We start from the raw sequence: 16,888 nt of genomic DNA, 5'->3' as shown, positions 1-16,888 counted from the left end.
CCTTGCTGCCGTTGGATATTCTGGGTGCTCATCCTTCCTCTGTTTCCGTGCAGGATCGGGCGTTGGACGTGACCGTAGAACTTCGGAAAGAAGAACAGACGTGGTTGAGGGTATCGGCGTGAAAAGTCGGGCAGACAAGCACGCATGTGCGGAGAGACATTTCGAGGCATCGTTGTGTCATTGACCGCCAGACGATGTATCCTCGGAGGCCCGGAACCAAGGCGGTCAGTGCCACCACAAATCCGGGCTAGTCCGCCCTGCGCCGACAAGATGAGCACCTTGTGTGTCCTTGCCTGTGAATGGGAAATTGTCGGCATCGCATTTCCGCCGTCGTGCCATGAAAGACCGCATCTGCCGTTGCGTCACAGACACAACGAGCGCCTTCGGAAAAGGGGGGGCAGATGTCGCCTGTCGAGCGCCTGAAACGTTCCGGCAAGCGCAACAGGTTTACGGCCATTTGTCTGCTGATTTGTCTTGGCGCTGCCATCATTCAGGGTGTCTTGCCCTCCGCCGTCGCGTCCATCGCTGCCGCGCCGTTTTTCTGCATCTATCTTGCCATTTCGTCCCGCTACATCGCCCGTGTCGGATGGGTGCTGCTTTTCTTCTCGCTCGCGATCGCCCTTCTGGCGCTGGCCAATGGAATCGACCCCGGCATCTTCGTCCAGGCGGCGGGGCGCGTCGTGTTCCTGTCCGCTCTGCTGACGGCTGTCGCCTTCCTGCGCATCGCGGCCACCCAAGACCCGATTGTCGAGGTTGCCGGTGAATTCCTGACACTGCAGCCGCCGACCCGTCGCTACGCCTCTCTGGGTGCGGGCGGGCATCTGTTCGGGGTGCTTCTAAATCTCGGCGGGCTTGGGGTGATGCTGGAGATCATAATGAAAGGGCTGGCGGCGCATCGGCACGAGATGGACGAATTCGTGTTCCAGGCTCGCAAGCGCAGGATGGTGAGCGCCTGTATGCGGGGGTTTTCCTCGATCGCGTTCTGGACGCCGTTCGGAATCGCTCTCAATCTGATGATTCTCACAATACCGGGGCTCGAATGGACGACCCTGGCGCCTTACGGGATTGCTCTGGCCGGGATTCTGTTTCTTCTGGGATGGCTGTTCGACACGGTGGAATGGTGGCGCCCGCCCTCGGCGCGCGGCCGGGCACCGGCCCTGAGCGGTGACTTGCCGGACTGGAGCCCCTGGGCCGTCCTGATCGTGTCCGGGCATGTGCTTTTTTTGGGCGCCGCCGTGGTCACGCTGGACCGGTTGACCCAGTACAGTTTCCAGACCGTCCTGATCACCATCGTGCCGATCTATGCGCTGCTCTGGTCGGTTATGCGCAGCGGCAGTGGCAGCCTTGCCGGTATATCGCGCCGGTTTGTGACCCAGGCACCGGGTTTCGCGACCGAAATGAGCGTCATCGCGTCGGCGGGGTTCATCGGCCTCGTCGCGCTGGAGGTCGTTCCGGTCGAATGGATTGCCGACCATCTTGGCTGGATCGCAACGCGGCCTGTGCTGACCGTCGTGCTGTTGATCATGACGGTGTTTCTGACGGGGCTGCTGGGCGTGCATCCGATGATCTCGGTGGTCCTGCTGGCAGAGGTGGTCAACCGCGTCGGCGTGGAAGGTTTGTCGCCGCTTGCTCTGGGCCTTGCACTGGCTGGTGGCTGGAGCAGCATCATCTGCATGGGACCGGCCATCACGGCGGTGGTCTACGCCTCCTCCATCGTGGGCGAGCGGCCGCTGACCATCGGCTTGCGGTGGAACGGGATCTTCGGTGTTGCGAGCATCCTCCTCATCACGCTCATCGTTGGCGGCGGTGTCGCGGCAGGGTGGTTCTGACCGGTCTCAATTGCCTGTCAGGAACCGGGCGCAAGCATTTCCACATATGTGTTCGATCAGGCTTTGCGCTAGTCGGAAGGTGATGGACCCCATAGCGTCAACTAGGATGGGTCAGCGCAATCACTATCGGAGTGGCACGCCCAACGATGGAAGGCCAAGCGAAACCCACACGTCGCAGCAAGGTCACAGGCCTGCAAGACGCAGCCCGGCTGGCACGAGGCGCTTTGGAAGAACGCCCCGAGCTTTGTCTCGGTGGTCTGTTCAAGCAAAGCCGCCCTGTCGCACTGGTGCGCGCGTTGCTGGCCGCGGGCGCAGATGGTCTGCATGTGTATTCCTCGCCGGGCGCGGGGTATGATGTCGACCTGATGATTGCGGCAGGCGCGGTCGCACAGGTCTTTATTCCCGGCGTTACGCTGGAAAACCGGCTTTGCCCCAATTTCCGCCGCGCGGTCGAGGCAGGGCAGGTGACCGCGCACGCGCTGGATGCGCTGACCGTGGTGGGCGGGCTGATGGCGTCGGCTCATGGCGTGCCGTTCCAGCCAATCGACGCGCTGCGCGGATCGGACGTTCTGAAGCACAACCCGCTTTTGCACGAAATCGACTGCCCGTTCTCCGGCCGCCGTATTCACGCCGTCGGGCCGATCCGCCCCAGAGTGACGTTCTTGCACGCGCAGGAAGCCGACCGTTGGGGAAACCTGCGCCATCTCAGCACGATGGTCTACGCCGATCAGCTGATGGCACGCGCGTCTGACATGGTCATTGCCAGCGTGGACCGGATCGTGCCGGACGAGGTCGTTCTGGACGATCCCTCGCGGGTTACCGTGCCGTCTTATTATGTCGATGCCGTGGTCGAGGTGCCCTATGGCGCGCACCCAACCGCGAGCTTTCCCAACTATGCGATGGACGAGGACCATATCGACGCCTACGCCGATCTGGGGGATGCCGCCCGGACCGGCGACAGCACGGGGCTGGACACCTATATCGCCCGCCATGTGACCGGACCGAAAAACCAGAGCGACTACATCGAAGCGGTCGGGGGAGCCGGGTATTTCGCCGTGCTCGAAGCCGAGGCACGGAACGAATGAGTGCAGCGGTTTCCCCAATTGAACAGATGGTCGTCGTGTTGGCCCGCGATCTGGCCGACGGAGAACTGGGTGCGGCGGGTGCAGCCGCGTTGGTGCCGATGGCGGCCATTGCGCTAGCCCGCGAGCTGCATGCACCGAACCTGACGGTCGGCGGCGAGATGTTCTTCAACCCCGAGCCGGGGCGTTTGTATCCGTCGATGCTGGACGATCGTGCGCTCGGCCGCTGCGAGGCCGCCGAGACCTTTATCGAGTTGTTCGGCCACAGCCATCACGGGCTGGATTTTTTCTTTCACAGTGGCTTGCAGCACGATGTGTACGGCAACATCAACCTGCACCACGTCGGCGGCACGCTGCACGCACCAAAGATGCGCGGGCCGGGGGCAGCAAACCTGTCATACTGCCACACCTCGTCGCGGTATTACATTTGCCCCACCGTGCATACGGCGCGAAACTTTGTGGAAACGGTCGATTTCATCACAATACCCGGACATCTGTCCGGGCCTTCCGCGAAACGCGACGCCGGGCTGGTCAATGAAGGACCGCGCCTGGTGGTGACACCGCGAGCGGTTATGGATTTCGACAAGACGACGCTGCGAATGCGACTGAAATCGGTGCATGCGGGAAATACGCCCGAAGAGGTCCAGCGTCATACGGGGTTCGATCTGGCGATCAGAGGCGAGGTGCCGCAAACGCGGCCACCAACGGAGGAAGAATTGCGCGTTCTGAGAGAGCGGATCGATACATCGGGGGCCCTGCGTGCTTAAGCGACCGGGCTGACGTTACTTTAAAGGCAAAAACGGGAGGATAAAATGATCCAACGCAAGTTGACCGGATACCGGGCGGCGGTGGGTGCTATCGCGGCCATGGGCGCGATAGCCCTTGGCGGCGCGGCATCTGCCAAGGATCTCACGATGGGCACGACCAGCCCGACGTCGAGCCATTTCACCATTTCGGTTGCGATGAGCAAGGCGATCGAGACCGGCATGGAAGGCACCAATGTCAGCGTGATCGAAACCGGGGCCAGCGTGGACAATGTGCTGCGGCTGGCGCGCGACGAGATCGACCTTGGGCTTGCCACCACCGACATTCTGATCTCCGCCAGAAACGGGACCGGCAAGTTCGAAGGTAACGCAATCCCAGATACGGTTGCGCTTTATCCTTACAGCGCCTCGATCCTGCTGATCGCGGTCACCGAAGAGTCTGGTGTGACGACGCTGGACGAACTGGACGGAAAGAAGTTCAATCCCGGCATCCGCGGATCGGCGGCCGAGACGTTGACGACCGGTGTCCTGTCCATGTTCGATATCAACGCGGACCTGGTGCATGGCGCCGTTGGCGACGCGGTGGAAGGCATCAAGAACCGCCAGATCATCGGTTATAGCAAATACGGGGCCGCAAACTCTGTCGATGCAACCCTGCAAGAGTTGATGACAAGCACCAAGATGCGGTTGATCGGCTTCACCGAAGAGCAGGAGAAAGCGGCGACAGAAGCCATGGAGGGCGTCGGTTTCACGACTCTTCCCGCAGGGCTTATTCCGGGATCCGAGGAAATGCGGGTACCCAAGCTCAACGTCTTCTTCCTGACCCGCACCGGCGTCATGGATGACCAGAGCGCCTATGACATCGCTCGCAGCATCCACCAGAACATGGACCTGCTGGTCGAAGCCTGGCCGCAGCTTGCGGATTACGACATCGCCGCCGATGCCGTCGCCACAATCGAGACCGGTATACCCTATCATCCAGGTGCGGAACGTTACTGGAGAGAGGCGGCCGGAAGCTGACCGGAATCGCGGGCCGTCACGACGGCGGCCATAGGCTGATCCAGACGGGGTGCTGCGGGCACCCCGCCGTTACCGCTCTCGGAGAGAACATGACGCAGACATCGACCGCAATACCCAATTGGGAACGGCGCGGAGGGCAGGCGCTTGGAGTATTGTTGGCGGCATTCGTCGCTCTGCATTTCTACAATGCCTTATTCGGGCAGTTCGAACCGCTGGTTCAGCGGCCGATCTTTATCGGTTTCGGTATCGGCGGCGCGTTCTTTCTTTATGCGGCACGCGCCTCGCGGACCGGTGCGCGAAGCGGGATTGAACGGGCTGTGGACATCATGCTGGGACTACTGGCGTTCGCGGTTTGCCTCTACGTGATCCTGAACCGGGATCGCTTTTCGGATATCATGGTGCGCTATGGGCCGATCGACAAGGCGGCAGGTCTGATAGCTGTTCTGCTGACCCTCGAGGCCGCGCGCCGGGTGATCGGATGGTTCCTGCCGCTGCTGGCCCTTTGCACCGTGATCTATTTCTATTTCGGCTATGACCTGATCGACGGCGCCTGGCGCCCGCCGCGCGTTTCGGCACGTACCGCTGTCGAGACATTTTACAGCTCGACCACCGGCCTGTTCGGCTACCTTGCGGATATCGGGGCACGGGTCATCGTGATCTATGTGCTTCTGGGGGCGCTCCTGCTGTCGACCGGGGCAACGGATGCTTTCATGAAAATGGCAACGTGGATCGCCGGTCGAACGTATGGCGGCCCGGCAAAGGTCTGTGCCCTGTCTTCGGCGATGTTCGGGACGGTGACCGGTTCGGCAGTGGCCAACGTCATGGCGACCGGCTCGATCACCATTCCCACGATGAAGCGGCTGCGCTATCCACCGGCCTTTGCCGGGGCGGTCGAGGCCGTTGCCTCCTCCGCCGGCCAGCTTACGCCGCCGGTGATGGGGGCAGCGGCCTTCATCATGGCTGAGTTCCTGAACATTCCCTATACCGACATTGTCGTTGCGGCGATCGGTCCGGCATTTCTCTACTACCTGGCGGTATGGCTCGGGGTGGATCTCTATGCGCGTCGCACAGGGTTGCAACCGACACCGAGGAGCGAAATGCCCGAACCGGCGGAATTCCTCGCACCGGACAAGTCAATTCCCTTGTTTCTTCCCATCGCGGCGATGGTCTACTTCCTGTTCAACGGCTACACGCCGAGCTTTGCAGGTGCCGGTGCTGTTATCATACTGGTTTTGGCCTGTGTGGTGGTGCGCCCGTTCGCGCGTGACGGAAGAGAGCAGGGCGTGCTGGCCTCTTGGGCCAAGCTGGCGCGCGACCTCTATGAGGGGATGATCGAAGCAGGGCGGGCGTTGGTGATGATCGCCGCGCTGCTAGCCTGCGCCGCCATCGTCGTCAAGGTTCTGACGGCGACGGGTGCCGGGGTCAAAGTCTCGAACCTGTTGTTCTCTGTGTCCGGTCAGGGGTTGATCGTGGCCCTGTTGCTGGCGGCGGTGCTGGCGATCTTGCTGGGTATGGACGTGCCGACGACGGCCTCCTATGTGCTGGCGGCGGCAATCGCCGCGCCCAGTCTCGTGCGGCTTGGCCTACCCGAACTGACGGCTCATCTTTTTGTCTTCTACTATGCGATCCTGTCGGCCATCACGCCACCGGTCTGCGCCAGTGTCTATGCCGCCGCCGCCCTGGCAGGGGCCAATTTCTGGCGGGTGGCGGGTCGCGCGCTGATGTTGGCCGGAGCGATCTATGTGGTGCCGTTTCTCTTTGTGTTCCGGCCGGGCATACTGGCCCAGGGCGGCACGGTGCAAATCCTACTGGATATGGGCGTGGCCTGCGCCGCGGTTTTTGCCGTCAGCGTCGGCACAAGCGGCTGGTTTCGTGGAAAGGTGCCGGTCATCGGCCGGTTGCTGTTCCTGTCGGCTGCCGGCTTGCTGTTTTACGCCGCGCCTGCGGCCGACATCGTTGGTGGGCTGGCGCTGGCCGGGCTCTTGGCGTGGCGGTTTTTGCGCGGAGCACCGCAGCCCGGCCGCGCCGGGTGACCTCCGAAAAGCGAAGAGCCACCGCAGACAACCTCTGCGACGGCTCTTCCACATTCGGCCCCGAAGTGGCGGTGCCTCTGGCCTCAGGTCATTTTGAAGTAGGGAAAAGTCACTTCGTCGGTTGCCTTGACGAACGTCACTTCCACCTTGGCCCCGATATGAACCTTCTCGGGGTCGCCGGTCTGGATCCGGCTCATCATCCGGGGGCCTTCCTCCAGCTCGATCAATGCCACGACATATGGCACGTCATCCGCGAAAGTCGGCCCTGCCGGACGGCGCGCGATGGTGAAGGTATGCACCTTGCCGCGTCCGCTCACGGTGTTGAAGCGCAGATTGTCGGAATGGCAATACGGGCAAATAGAGCGGGGATAGAAATGATGTTTGCCGCAATCGCCGCAAAGCGGGATGTCGAGGCGGCCCTCGCGCGTGGCCTCCCAATAGGGGGCACTGTCATGGTCGATCACCGGAAGCGGTTTTTCAATGCTCATCGTCTTAGCCCTTCTGCAAAATCACGGTCGCACCTGAGGAAAGCGTACCCCCGGTACCATGCACCAGAGCGGTCTCGGCGCCCTTGACCTGGCGCTCGCCGCCTTCGCCGCGAAGCTGCCGGACGGCCTCGATCAGCAGGAACATTCCGAACATGCCCGGATGCAGCGCCGAGAGGCCGCCGCCGCTGGTGTTCATTGGGAACGCCCCGCCTGGTGCCGTGCGCTGGCCCGACACGAAATCCCCGCCTTCGCCGATCTTGCAGAAGCCGAGAGCCTCGAGCGAGAGCAGCACGGTGATGGTAAAGCTGTCATAGATCTCGACCAGGTCGATATCCGAATGGCTCACCCCGGCCATTTTTATTGCGCGTTCCCCGGCCTTTTGCGCGGGAAGCAGGCGGGCGAGGTCCGGCATTTCGCCGATGGCCCAGTGGGTATGCGCCTCGCCATAGCCCTTGACCGCGACGGGACGGGTGTTGAGGTCCTTGGCCCGCTCGGCGGTGGTCATGACGAGGGCGCCGGCCCCGTCGGTGACGAGACAGCAATCGAGCAGATGCAGCGGCTCCGAGATCATCGTGCTGGACAGCACGTCGTCAATGGACAGCGGATCGCGACGCGTCGCCTCGGGGTTCAACTGTGCCCATTTCCGCGTCGCGACGGCGATTTCGGCCAGATTCTCGGACGTGGTGCCAAATTCATGCATATGGCGCTGTGCGGCCATCGCATAGCCGCCCACAGGCGTGGGCATTCCGTAAGGCGTTTCATGCTGCATGGACAGGACTGAAGGCCGACCCCCTAGATTGCGGCTGCGCAGGGATTTCTGGTCCGAGCTGTAGACAATCAGCGCAACCTCGCAATAGCCTTCGCGAAGAGCCATGGCGGCATGTGCGATATGGGCCTCGAATGCCGAACCGCCAATATTCGTGCCATCGACGAATGTCGGCATGATGCCCAGATATTCGCCCAGCGTCACCGTGGCCAGTTGGCCGGGGCCGGGGACCCCCCACATGCCGGCCGTCAGAAGACCGTCGACATCGCTCAACTTCAGTCCTGCTTCTTCGACGGCGGCTTTTGCCACAAATGCGGCATGACCAAGGACCGAAGCCTTGGTGACGAACTTGCCGTCCTTCAGCGGCGCGTCGGCGATGCCGACGACCACCGGTTCTCGTCCGTTCTTCATATGCTCTTTCTCCTTCTTGTCGGGCTGTCCCGGTGCGCCCCGAACTGTTAGCCCGGGCGCATGGTCTTGGCGATGAGCGTACGCTGAATCTGCGAGGTTCCGCCGCCGATGGTGCTTTGCATCCCTTCGCGGAAATACCGCTCCATATCTGCTTCGGGCAGCATCGAGTGGCCACCCAGGATCTGCATTCCGTTGCGCGTCACCGTCTGCAGCGTCTCGGAGGCATAGAGCTTTGCCATCGAGACCTCTCGCGTGCAGGGCGTCTTGGCTGCGGCCAGGCTGGCGGCGCGATAAACCAACAGCCGGGCGGCATCGACCTGGGTCTGCATGTCGGCCAGCATGTGGCGGATCACCTGAAAGTCGAAGATCGGCTTGTCGAACTGAATCCGTTCGTGGGCGTAGCGCAGAGCATCGTCTACGGCTGTCTGGGCATTGCCCACATAGGCGGCGGCCACGGCCACGCGTTCCAGTTCCAGATGGTCGGTGATGATCTTCCAGCCATCGTTTTCCGTGCCCAGCAGCGCATCGGCCGGCAGTTTCACGTCGTCCACGAAAATCTCGGTGGTGCCGGTTGCGCGGCGCGCCATGGTCGGCAGCTTGCGGATGTCCAGACCTTCGGTGTCATTGGGGATCAGGAAAACCGACAGCCCCTTGTGTTTGGGCGCGTCGGGGTCGGTCCGGGTCAGCATTGCAAGGATTGCGTTATCGGCCGCAGCGCCCGAGCACCACAGTTTCTGCCCGTTGACGACCCAGCCGTTGCCGTCGCGCCGCGCGCGGGTCTTTGTCGATGCCGCATCCGACCCCGCGCCCGGTTCGGAAATCGAGATCGAAAAGCGGATGTCGCCATTGAGGAAGGGCTGGATGTACCGCTCTTTTTGCTCGGGCGTGCCGAATTTCTCGACATTCATCGCGGTGAACGTCGCCACCATCAACCCGGTCGAGAAGTCAAAGCCGTATTTGGCCAACCCTTCGCACATCAGGGCATAATCCATGATGTCACCGCCAAGACCGCCGCTCTCTTCTGAAAACAGGATGCCGAGCCAGCCCTGCTTGGCCACTTTTTCATAGGCTTCGTAGGGGTATTTGCGCTCGCGGTCGCAATTGCGGATATAATCGCGGCCGATCTCTTCGTCGACGAAACGCTCGACGGTGGCGCGCCACATCTCTTGCTCGGGTGTCAGAAAGTTCATGCGCTCTGTCCTTGTGTCTTGTCGTGCGCCGCACGGATTTTGGCCGGTTCTCCGGGGCGATCCAGACGCGACTTGCGGATCAGCAGGCTGAACTCGCAGCGCAGGACCGTTTCGTCCCGCTGGTTGATGCCTTCCAGTTTGCTGGTCACGACGCCGTGCCTTTCGTCATGGTCCTTCAGGTCGATGATTTCGGTGCGGGCCCAAAGGGTGTCGTTGATAAAAGTGGGCCGCAAAAAGCGTAGCTTGTCACAGCCATAGAAAGCGGCCAGCACGGAACTGTCGAAGGGGATCATCGCATTGACGATCGAGAACACGAGGCTGCCCTGCACGAGGCGCTGGCCATACAGAGACGATTTGGCGTGCTCGACGTTGGAGTGAAGTTCCAGCCAGTTCCCGGTCAACATGCAGAAATTGACGACATCGGTTTCGGTCATCGTCCGACCGCTCGAAATGCCGGTCTGGCCAAGTGACAACTCTCCAAAAGGGTGACGTATCACGTTGATTTCTCCTGTCCGTCCGCCTTTGATGACAAAACGATCAAGGCATCGGCGGCGACCAATCCCTTCCCGTCGGCCCGAACCATCACAGGGTTGATTTCAATTTCCGAGATCAGATCGGCGTTCTCGGCAAAGAAAACAGATATGCGTGAAATCAGGTCTGCCAGGGCATCTTTGTCGGCCGGTTCTGCGCCGCGTAGTCCAGTCAGCAACCGCGCCCCCGGACCCGATCGCAGCATGGCCGCGGCAGTTTGCGGGGTGGCGGGCGCAAGCCTGATTTCGGCGGCATCAATCAGTTCTACAAGGATGCCGCCAGGACCGGCCAGAACGATCGGACCAAAGGTGTCGTCGCGTTTGCAGCCGATAATCCATTCGGCCACGGACCCTTCTTCCATTTCCTCGATCAGCGCCGTGCCGCCCGCAAAACGTTCCGCCATTTCCGCGGCGGCCTGTTTCGCCTCGTCGGGGGAAAGACCCAAACGGACGAGCCCGTGATCGGACTTATGCGGATAGTCATCGTGACACAGCTTGGCGACACAGCGCCCGTGGTCGGGGTCACGTCGGGGCACCGGGATTCCAATCCGTTGCAGCAGATCCTTCGCATCGGCCTCGTGGATAACCGTGCGCCCGGCACGCTGCCAGTTTTCCAGCGTTTCTCTTTGGGTCATGCCACTTCTCCTGTCGCGACCGCGAGTGCGGCGAGGCCCGATGCCGCCCGAGCGGGCGAATCATAGACAGGAACGGCTCGTTCGCGCAGCGCCTCGCCCGAGGCATTGCTGCGTGCCGAACCGGTCCAGACGATCAGAATCGGCTTGTCTGTGCTGTCGAACGCCTCGGCCAAGGCCTCGATGAACTGCTGATCTGGCACAAATGTGATAATTGCGATGGCAATATCCACGCCCGGATCGGCGGCAACGGCCTCCAGACAGCGTCCGACATATGTGGGATTCGCCAAAACCACACCGGTCAGATCGACCGGGTTTGTCACCGACCCATAAAAGGGCACATAGCGCGACAGCGCCGTCTGCGTCGTTTCATCCAGCACCGGAACCTCGAAGCCGGCGCTTTCGGCCAAGTCGGTCATTTCGACGCCAAGCCCGCCGGTGACAGAAATGATCCCGACCCTGTTTCCGGCAGGTCGTCGACCCGCGGCGAGCGCCGTCACGGCATCGACGGCGGCGACGGATTCACGGGCGCGGATGACACCGGTTTCGCGAAAGACCGCGCTGATCACCCGGTCGTCCCCGGCCATGGCGCCGGTATGCGACTGGACCGCGCGTGACCCGGCGCGGCTGCGCCCACCCTTGACCGCGACAATATGCTTCCCCGCCTGTGTCAGCCGCTGGGCCGCTTCGGAAAAACGGCGTCCGTCGCGCAGTTCCTCGACGTAGCAAAGAACCACCCGCGTCTGGGGGTCGTTGCCCAGATAATCCAGCAGGTCCGCTGCGGTCAGGTCGGTTTCGTTGCCGCTGGAAACGATGGCGTTGATGCCCACGCCGCGTTCGCCCAGGCGCAACGCCATAAGGCCCGCAAGCGCGCCGGACTGGGAAATCATGGCCACGGGACCAGGCCGAAGATCGTTGAACATCGGGCTGAAGGTCAGTTGCAGGTCCGCCGCGGGGCGCACCACGCCTTCGCAGTTCGGTCCGACCAGTCTGAAGGGCGCGTCTTGCATGATCCGGCGCAAGCGCTCTTCGTTGTCATGCCCTTCTTCCCCGGCTTCGGAAAAGCCCGAGGTGACCCCGACCACGACCTTTACATCGAGCCTGGTGCAGGTCTCCAGAGCGTCCAGCGCGACCCCGACCGGCGTTGCCAGCACAACCACGTCGATCGGGCTGTCAATCTCGTCCAGACTGCGCACAGCCGGAAGGCCTTCGATCTCGCCGCCCGAAGGGTTCACGGGGATAATCGTGCCGCTGTAACCGTTGCTCTTCAGCAGGGCCATGACGGCCTGCCCCAACTTGCCCTTGGTGCGGGACGCGCCGACCACCGCAATGGTGCGAGGGTCGAACAACCCGTCCAGTGCGTCGGCTACCGTGGGCCGGCATGCCGTCATTCGATTCGTGTTTGGCTCTGCCATTCTTTCCTCCGTCAAGTGAAAAAACATCGGCTCGTTTCGGCGATCTAACGGTTGTTCGATTGTTCTCGCAATGGATTCTAGTTCCGAGCAGAATGAGGCTTTCAGAGCCGCAAACTAGGGCTTGACGTCGGAAAATTCGCAGAACGAGGCAGACACGTGAAAATGGAAAATGGGCCACTGAGCGATGTCAGGGTGATTGAACTGGGGCATGTGATCGCAGCACCGATGTGCGGCGCATTGCTGTCCGATTTTGGCGCCGACGTGGTCAAGATCGAGCGTCCGGGGCAGGGTGACATGCTGCGGGTACTGAGCGCGCGGGCCAGTGATGGCGTTGGCGCCTGGTGGAAGACCCTGGCACGAAACAAGCGTCTGATGGCGCTGGATTGGAAGAGTGAAGACGGCCGCGCCATTCTGCGCCGGCTGGTCGAAAACGCCCATGTGCTTATCGAGAACTTTCGACCCGGTGTTCTGGAACGGGCAGGGTTGGCCCCAGAGGTCCTGCATGAGTGGAACCCCGATCTGGTGATCGTGCGGATCTCGGGCTATGGCCAGACGGGGCCGCGCGCCTCGTGGCCGGGTTTCGGTCGGGCCGGCGAGGCCATGAGCGGACTGGCGCACATCACCGGCTTTGCCGACAACGCGCCGATGCACCCCGGCTTTCCCGCTGCGGATTCGACCACAGGCCTGATGGCGGCCTACGGCGCGATGATGGCGCTGCATGCGGTGCAGAACGGCCGCGCCCGGGGGCAAGTGGTGGACCTGGCTATTTTCGAGCCGCTGTTGCGCCTGATCGACTATCACGTTCCGACGCGAACCGGCGCGGGGCTGCCGGTTGACCGAAACGGGCTCCAGGCGCCCAATTCCTACGCCCCGGCGGGGGTGTTTCGCGCCCGCGACGGGAAATGGGTCACAATCAGCGCAGGCAGTGCCGCGACCGGGCGGCGGCTTCTGGAAGCCGCGGGCGGAAAGGAATGGGCGGAACAGCCGCAATTCCAAAGCCTCGATGGCTTCGCGGAGCACATGGACGAGATTGTGGACCGTCTCGGCGCATTTGTGGCACAGCATGACGCGCAGAAGGCGATTGACATCTTCCAGGCCCACGATGCCGTGGCTGCGATGGTCTATGACGTCGATGACATCCTGGCCGATCCGCAGATCGCCGCGCGAAGGGACATTGTTGGGGTGGAGGGCGACGACACCAAGGTCGTCGGACCCGTGCCAAAGCTGGACAAGACGCCGGGACGGCTGCGCTGGCTTGGGCGCCGCGAACTGGGTGCTGACACCCGGGCGATTTTACAAGAGCTCGCGTACGACACCGGGCAAATCGACACCCTAATCGAACAAGGCACTGTGGCCGAACCGGGCCGCTGAGCCGGGTCTGCAAGACGTGAGGAGAAAATCATGACCTATCAGATGACATCCGAACAGCAGGGAATCCGCGATGCGATCCTGCGGATCTGCGAAGAATTCGACGACGAATTCTGGCTGACACGCGATCGCGTAGGCGGTTTCCCGCGAGAGCTGCATCAAAAGCTGGCCCGCGATGGCTGGCTGGGGATTGCAATCCCCGAAGAGTACGGAGGTGCCGGTCTTGGCATCGTCGATGCCGCGATCATGATGCAGGCCATTGCGGAATCCGGCGGCGGCAACAGCGCCGCATCGGCGATTCACATGAATATCTTCGGTCTGAACCCAGTCGTGAAATTCGGCACCGATGACCAGAAAAAGAAATACCTTCCGCCTTTGGTGGCAGGCGATGAACGTGCGTGTTTCGGGGTGACCGAGCCGACAACCGGTCTGGACACCACCAAACTGAAAACACGCGCCGTGCGACAGGGTGACCGATATGTGGTGCACGGCCAGAAGGTCTGGATTTCAACCGCCCAGGAGGCCGACAAGATCCTGTTGCTGGCGCGCACGACCCCGCTTGAGGACGTCAAGAAACCGACAGAAGGATTAAGCCTTTTTTACACCGATCTGGACCGATCTTTCGTCACCGTGCGCGAGATCGAAAAGATGGGCCGCAAATGTGTCGACTCGAACGAACTGTTCATCGACGGGCTTCCGATCCCCGCCGGGGATCTGATCGGCGAAGAAGGCCAGGGCTTTCGTCAGATCCTGCACGGGCTGAACCCCGAACGGGTTCTAATTGCCGCTGAAGCAGTCGGAATCGGGCGGAATGCGCTTCGGCGCGCCGCGGATTACGCCAATGAGCGCGTCGTTTTTGGCAGACCAATCGGTCAGAATCAGGGTGTACAGCACCCCCTGGCCGCCAGCTGGGCGGAACTGGAGGCGGCCAACCTGATGGCGATGCACGCCGGCGCGCTCTACGACGCGGGCAAGCCCTGCGGAAATGAAGCCAACGCAGGAAAATATCTGGCCGCCGAAGCGGCGGTGAAGGCGACACAGACCGCGCAGCTGACCTTCGGGGGGTTCGGATACGCCAAGGAATACCATGTCGAGCGTCTTGTTCGCGAGGCCATCCTGTTCCGCATCGCGCCGGTCACCCCGCAGCTGGTGCTTTCGTTTATCGCGGAACATGCCCTCGGCCTGCCAAAATCCTACTAGTTACGAACATCAAAGGAAGTCCCATGCGAATTCATGGAATGGATGCCATTTTCAACCCTCGCTCGGTAGCGGTGATTGGCGCCTCAAGCGATCCCAAGCGCATCGGCGGAAGGCCGGTGGATTTTCTCAAGCGGCACGGTTTCGACGGCCCGATCCTGCCTATCAACCCGAAATCGCCAGAGGTGCAGGGCCTGACGGCGTATCCGTCGATCTCGGAGGCACCCACGACACCGGACCTGGCCGTGATCGCGCTGCCCGCGCCGCTGGCCGTTCAGGCGGTCGAACAGTGCGCGGCCCAAGGTGTGCGGGGGGCGGTGATCTTCAGTTCGGGGTTCTCGGAGGTCGATGCCGACGGGGCCGCCCTTCAGGCGCGCATGGTCGACATCGCGCGCGAGGGCGGCATGCGGCTTGTGGGGCCGAACTGCCTTGGCATCGCGAATGTGCGCCACAACCTCTATGCGACATTCACGCCCGGGGTCGAAAAACACCTGCCAAAACCCGGCGGCGTGTCGATCGTCAGTCAAAGCGGCGCGTTCGGCTCGTATTGCATGACGCTCGTTCGAATGCGCGGACTTGGGGTCAATATCTGGGCGACGACGGGCAATTCCTGCGATGTCGATTTTGCCGATGCCGTGGCCTATTGCGCGCAGGATGACGATACCCGCGTCATCATGGGATATCTCGAAGGGGCAACCGATCGCGACAGGCTGGTCGAGGCACTTGAGCTGGCGCGGGCCCGGGGAAAGCCGGTGGTCATGATGAAGGTCGGGCGCAGCGCGGTCGGAGCAGAGGCCGCGCAGTCGCATACCGCCTCATTGGCTGGGGCAGACGCGGTTTATGACGCGGCGTTCCGGCAGTACGGCGTTTACCGGGCGCAATCGGTCGATGAAATGTTCGATGTGACTTATGCCTGTGCCGAATCCGCGTCGATGATGCAGGGCGACCGGCTGGGCCTTGTGACAGTCTCGGGCGGGGTCGGGGTGCTGATGGCCGACGAAGCCGAAAAGCTGAAACTGGACGTGCCTGCGCTTCCCGATCATGCACAGAAAAAGCTGAAAGAGGTGCTGCCATTTGCCGGTGTCCGAAACCCGGTCGATGTGACGGCGCAGCTGGTCAACCAGATCGATCTTCTGGAAACCAACATGGATGTGTTGTTTGGTGACGGCGAGATCGATGGGGCCATCATCTTCATGTCGACGGTCGGACTTGTCGCCGACCTGAACGAAGCCATTCGGCGCGGACTGGAGCGCATTCGCGAGAAATATCCCGATCGGCCAATGCTGTTCTGTTCGCTGACAGAGCCAGAGGGGCGCGCCGCGTACGAAAAGTCGGGGTTCATCGTGTTCGAGGAACCGACCCGTGCAGTCCGGGCGATGGCCGCATTGCGCTATTTTGCCCGTTCCTTCGCGCGGGCAGGCGAAAAGGACCCGATACCCGAACTCTCCAACCTGTCGCCGTTGCCGGACGGAATTGTGAACGAGATCGAGGCCAAGGCCCTGCTTGCAGAGGCCGGAATCGGGATCGTGCGCGAAACCCTGGCCACCACCCCCGAAGCGGCAGCTCAGGCAGCGCAAGAAATGGGATTCCCGGTCGTGCTGAAGATTGCCTCGCCCGACATCTTGCACAAATCCGACATCGGGGGCGTCGCGCTTGATCTGCGTTCGGCCGAAGATGTCCGCTCTGCCGGGGCACGAATCTTGGAATTGGCGTCCGAGAAGATGCCCGGTGCGCGGATCGACGGGCTGGTCGTGGCGGAACAGGCAGCACCTGGACTGGAGGCTATACTCGGCGTGACCCAGGACCCGGCTTTCGGCCCGGTGGTCATGTTCGGTCTGGGCGGGGTGTTTGTCGAGGCCCTCGAAGACGTGTCTTTCCGCGTCGCACCATTCGGACCTGTCGAAGCGCGCCGTATGATTGACGAAATCCGCAGCCGCAAACTGCTGGACGCATTCCGGGGCGCGCCCGAACGCGACATCGACGCCCTCGCCGGCGCCCTTGCCCGACTGTCTGCTTTTGCCGCCCATCACGGGGCCGCGCTTGAGACCATTGATGTCAATCCATTGATCGTCGGAGCAAGCGGGCAGGGAGCCGTCGCCGCTGACGGTGTGATCATACCCGCCAATCGAGGAGGCCACTGACAACCGAACCCGAAATCTTTCC

At 62.1% G+C, this 16,888-nt stretch carries 14 protein-coding genes; 8 read left to right on the top strand and 6 right to left on the bottom strand.

Annotation, left to right across the window (positions count from 1 at the left end; all coding sequences use genetic code 11):
* The first annotated feature begins 401 nt into the window (after nt 1-401).
* The 5 genes from F3H87_RS16880 to F3H87_RS16860 all read left to right on the top strand — a co-directional run bounded on the left by F3H87_RS16880 (nt 402) and on the right by F3H87_RS16860 (nt 6,728).
* Nucleotides 402-1,829 (top strand): hypothetical protein, encoded by a 1,428-nt coding sequence (locus F3H87_RS16880; RefSeq protein ID WP_027264347.1) that lies wholly within the window; start codon nt 402-404, stop codon nt 1,827-1,829.
* 224 nt (nt 1,830-2,053) lie between these two features.
* Nucleotides 2,054-2,914, top strand: coding sequence for a CoA transferase subunit A (locus F3H87_RS16875; protein WP_036051647.1), 861 nt, complete (start codon nt 2,054-2,056; stop codon nt 2,912-2,914).
* Entirely contained in the window at nt 2,911-3,678 is a 768-nt protein-coding gene (locus tag F3H87_RS16870; protein ID WP_188129234.1) for a CoA-transferase, read from the top strand. Before F3H87_RS16875 ends, F3H87_RS16870 begins: the two co-directional genes overlap by 4 nt.
* A 45-nt stretch (nt 3,679-3,723) precedes the next feature.
* Entirely contained in the window at nt 3,724-4,695 is a 972-nt protein-coding gene (locus F3H87_RS16865) for a TAXI family TRAP transporter solute-binding subunit (RefSeq protein WP_027264350.1), read from the top strand.
* A gap of 155 nt (nt 4,696-4,850) precedes the next feature.
* Nucleotides 4,851-6,728, top strand: coding sequence for a TRAP transporter permease (locus F3H87_RS16860; RefSeq protein WP_237267662.1), 1,878 nt, complete (start codon nt 4,851-4,853; stop codon nt 6,726-6,728).
* 83 nt (nt 6,729-6,811) lie between these two features.
* On the opposite strand, the gene F3H87_RS16855 is transcribed toward F3H87_RS16860, so the two are convergent.
* The 6 genes from F3H87_RS16855 to F3H87_RS16830 are packed head-to-tail and all read right to left on the bottom strand — an operon-like array spanning nt 6,812 to nt 12,160.
* Nucleotides 6,812-7,216: a Zn-ribbon domain-containing OB-fold protein gene (locus F3H87_RS16855; protein WP_027264352.1), complete on the bottom strand. Its 405-nt coding sequence runs from the start codon at nt 7,214-7,216 to the stop codon at nt 6,812-6,814.
* 4 nt (nt 7,217-7,220) lie between these two features.
* Nucleotides 7,221-8,393, bottom strand: coding sequence for an acetyl-CoA acetyltransferase (locus F3H87_RS16850; protein WP_027264353.1), 1,173 nt, complete (start codon nt 8,391-8,393; stop codon nt 7,221-7,223).
* 47 nt (nt 8,394-8,440) lie between these two features.
* Complete coding sequence (locus tag F3H87_RS16845) at nt 8,441-9,583, bottom strand: acyl-CoA dehydrogenase family protein (RefSeq protein WP_027264354.1); 1,143 nt, start codon at nt 9,581-9,583, stop codon at nt 8,441-8,443.
* Nucleotides 9,580-10,017: a MaoC/PaaZ C-terminal domain-containing protein gene (locus tag F3H87_RS16840; RefSeq protein WP_051372686.1), complete on the bottom strand. Its 438-nt coding sequence runs from the start codon at nt 10,015-10,017 to the stop codon at nt 9,580-9,582. Before F3H87_RS16840 ends, F3H87_RS16845 begins: the two co-directional genes overlap by 4 nt.
* A 59-nt stretch (nt 10,018-10,076) precedes the next feature.
* A complete protein-coding gene (locus tag F3H87_RS16835; protein ID WP_027264356.1) occupies nt 10,077-10,748 on the bottom strand; it encodes an acetate--CoA ligase family protein in 672 nt (223 codons plus the stop codon).
* Entirely contained in the window at nt 10,745-12,160 is a 1,416-nt protein-coding gene (locus tag F3H87_RS16830) for an acetate--CoA ligase family protein (RefSeq protein ID WP_223228102.1), read from the bottom strand. The genes F3H87_RS16835 and F3H87_RS16830 overlap by 4 nt, the downstream gene beginning before the upstream one ends.
* Before the next feature lie 162 nt (nt 12,161-12,322).
* Here F3H87_RS16830 and F3H87_RS16825 point away from each other — a divergent pair, with 162 nt between their 5' ends.
* From F3H87_RS16825 to F3H87_RS16815, 3 genes are read left to right on the top strand one after another with little or no spacing between them, the layout of a single operon-like run.
* Complete coding sequence (locus F3H87_RS16825; RefSeq protein WP_027264358.1) at nt 12,323-13,531, top strand: CaiB/BaiF CoA transferase family protein; 1,209 nt, start codon at nt 12,323-12,325, stop codon at nt 13,529-13,531.
* 30 nt (nt 13,532-13,561) lie between these two features.
* Nucleotides 13,562-14,728, top strand: a complete 1,167-nt coding sequence (locus tag F3H87_RS16820; protein WP_027264359.1) for an acyl-CoA dehydrogenase family protein — start codon at nt 13,562-13,564, stop codon at nt 14,726-14,728.
* Nucleotides 14,729-14,766: 38 nt separating this feature from the next.
* On the top strand, nt 14,767-16,866 hold the full coding sequence (locus tag F3H87_RS16815; protein ID WP_036051580.1) for an acetate--CoA ligase family protein: 2,100 nt from the start codon (nt 14,767-14,769) through the stop codon (nt 16,864-16,866).
* Nucleotides 16,867-16,888 lie beyond the last annotated feature (22 nt).

It is taken from the genome of Lutimaribacter pacificus (genome assembly GCF_900142185.1).
Taxonomy (GTDB): domain Bacteria; phylum Pseudomonadota; class Alphaproteobacteria; order Rhodobacterales; family Rhodobacteraceae; genus Lutimaribacter; species Lutimaribacter pacificus.
This window is presented reverse-complemented; position numbering and strand designations above follow the sequence as displayed.

Excerpts from the sequence above, each read along its gene's own strand:
- F3H87_RS16880 (WP_027264347.1), top strand. The coding sequence starts at position 402 with ATGTCGCCTGTCGAGCGCCTGAAACGTTCCGGCAAGCGCAACAGGTTT.
- F3H87_RS16870 (WP_188129234.1), top strand. The coding sequence starts at position 2,911 with ATGAGTGCAGCGGTTTCCCCAATTGAACAGATGGTCGTCGTGTTGGCC.
- F3H87_RS16865 (WP_027264350.1), top strand. The coding sequence starts at position 3,724 with ATGATCCAACGCAAGTTGACCGGATACCGGGCGGCGGTGGGTGCTATC.
- F3H87_RS16855 (WP_027264352.1), bottom strand. The coding sequence starts at position 7,216 with ATGAGCATTGAAAAACCGCTTCCGGTGATCGACCATGACAGTGCCCCC.
- F3H87_RS16850 (WP_027264353.1), bottom strand. The coding sequence starts at position 8,393 with ATGAAGAACGGACGAGAACCGGTGGTCGTCGGCATCGCCGACGCGCCG.
- F3H87_RS16845 (WP_027264354.1), bottom strand. The coding sequence starts at position 9,583 with ATGAACTTTCTGACACCCGAGCAAGAGATGTGGCGCGCCACCGTCGAG.
- F3H87_RS16840 (WP_051372686.1), bottom strand. The coding sequence starts at position 10,017 with ATGACCGAAACCGATGTCGTCAATTTCTGCATGTTGACCGGGAACTGG.
- F3H87_RS16835 (WP_027264356.1), bottom strand. The coding sequence starts at position 10,748 with ATGACCCAAAGAGAAACGCTGGAAAACTGGCAGCGTGCCGGGCGCACG.
- F3H87_RS16830 (WP_223228102.1), bottom strand. The coding sequence starts at position 12,160 with ATGGCAGAGCCAAACACGAATCGAATGACGGCATGCCGGCCCACGGTA.
- F3H87_RS16825 (WP_027264358.1), top strand. The coding sequence starts at position 12,323 with ATGGAAAATGGGCCACTGAGCGATGTCAGGGTGATTGAACTGGGGCAT.
- F3H87_RS16820 (WP_027264359.1), top strand. The coding sequence starts at position 13,562 with ATGACCTATCAGATGACATCCGAACAGCAGGGAATCCGCGATGCGATC.
- F3H87_RS16815 (WP_036051580.1), top strand. The coding sequence starts at position 14,767 with ATGGATGCCATTTTCAACCCTCGCTCGGTAGCGGTGATTGGCGCCTCA.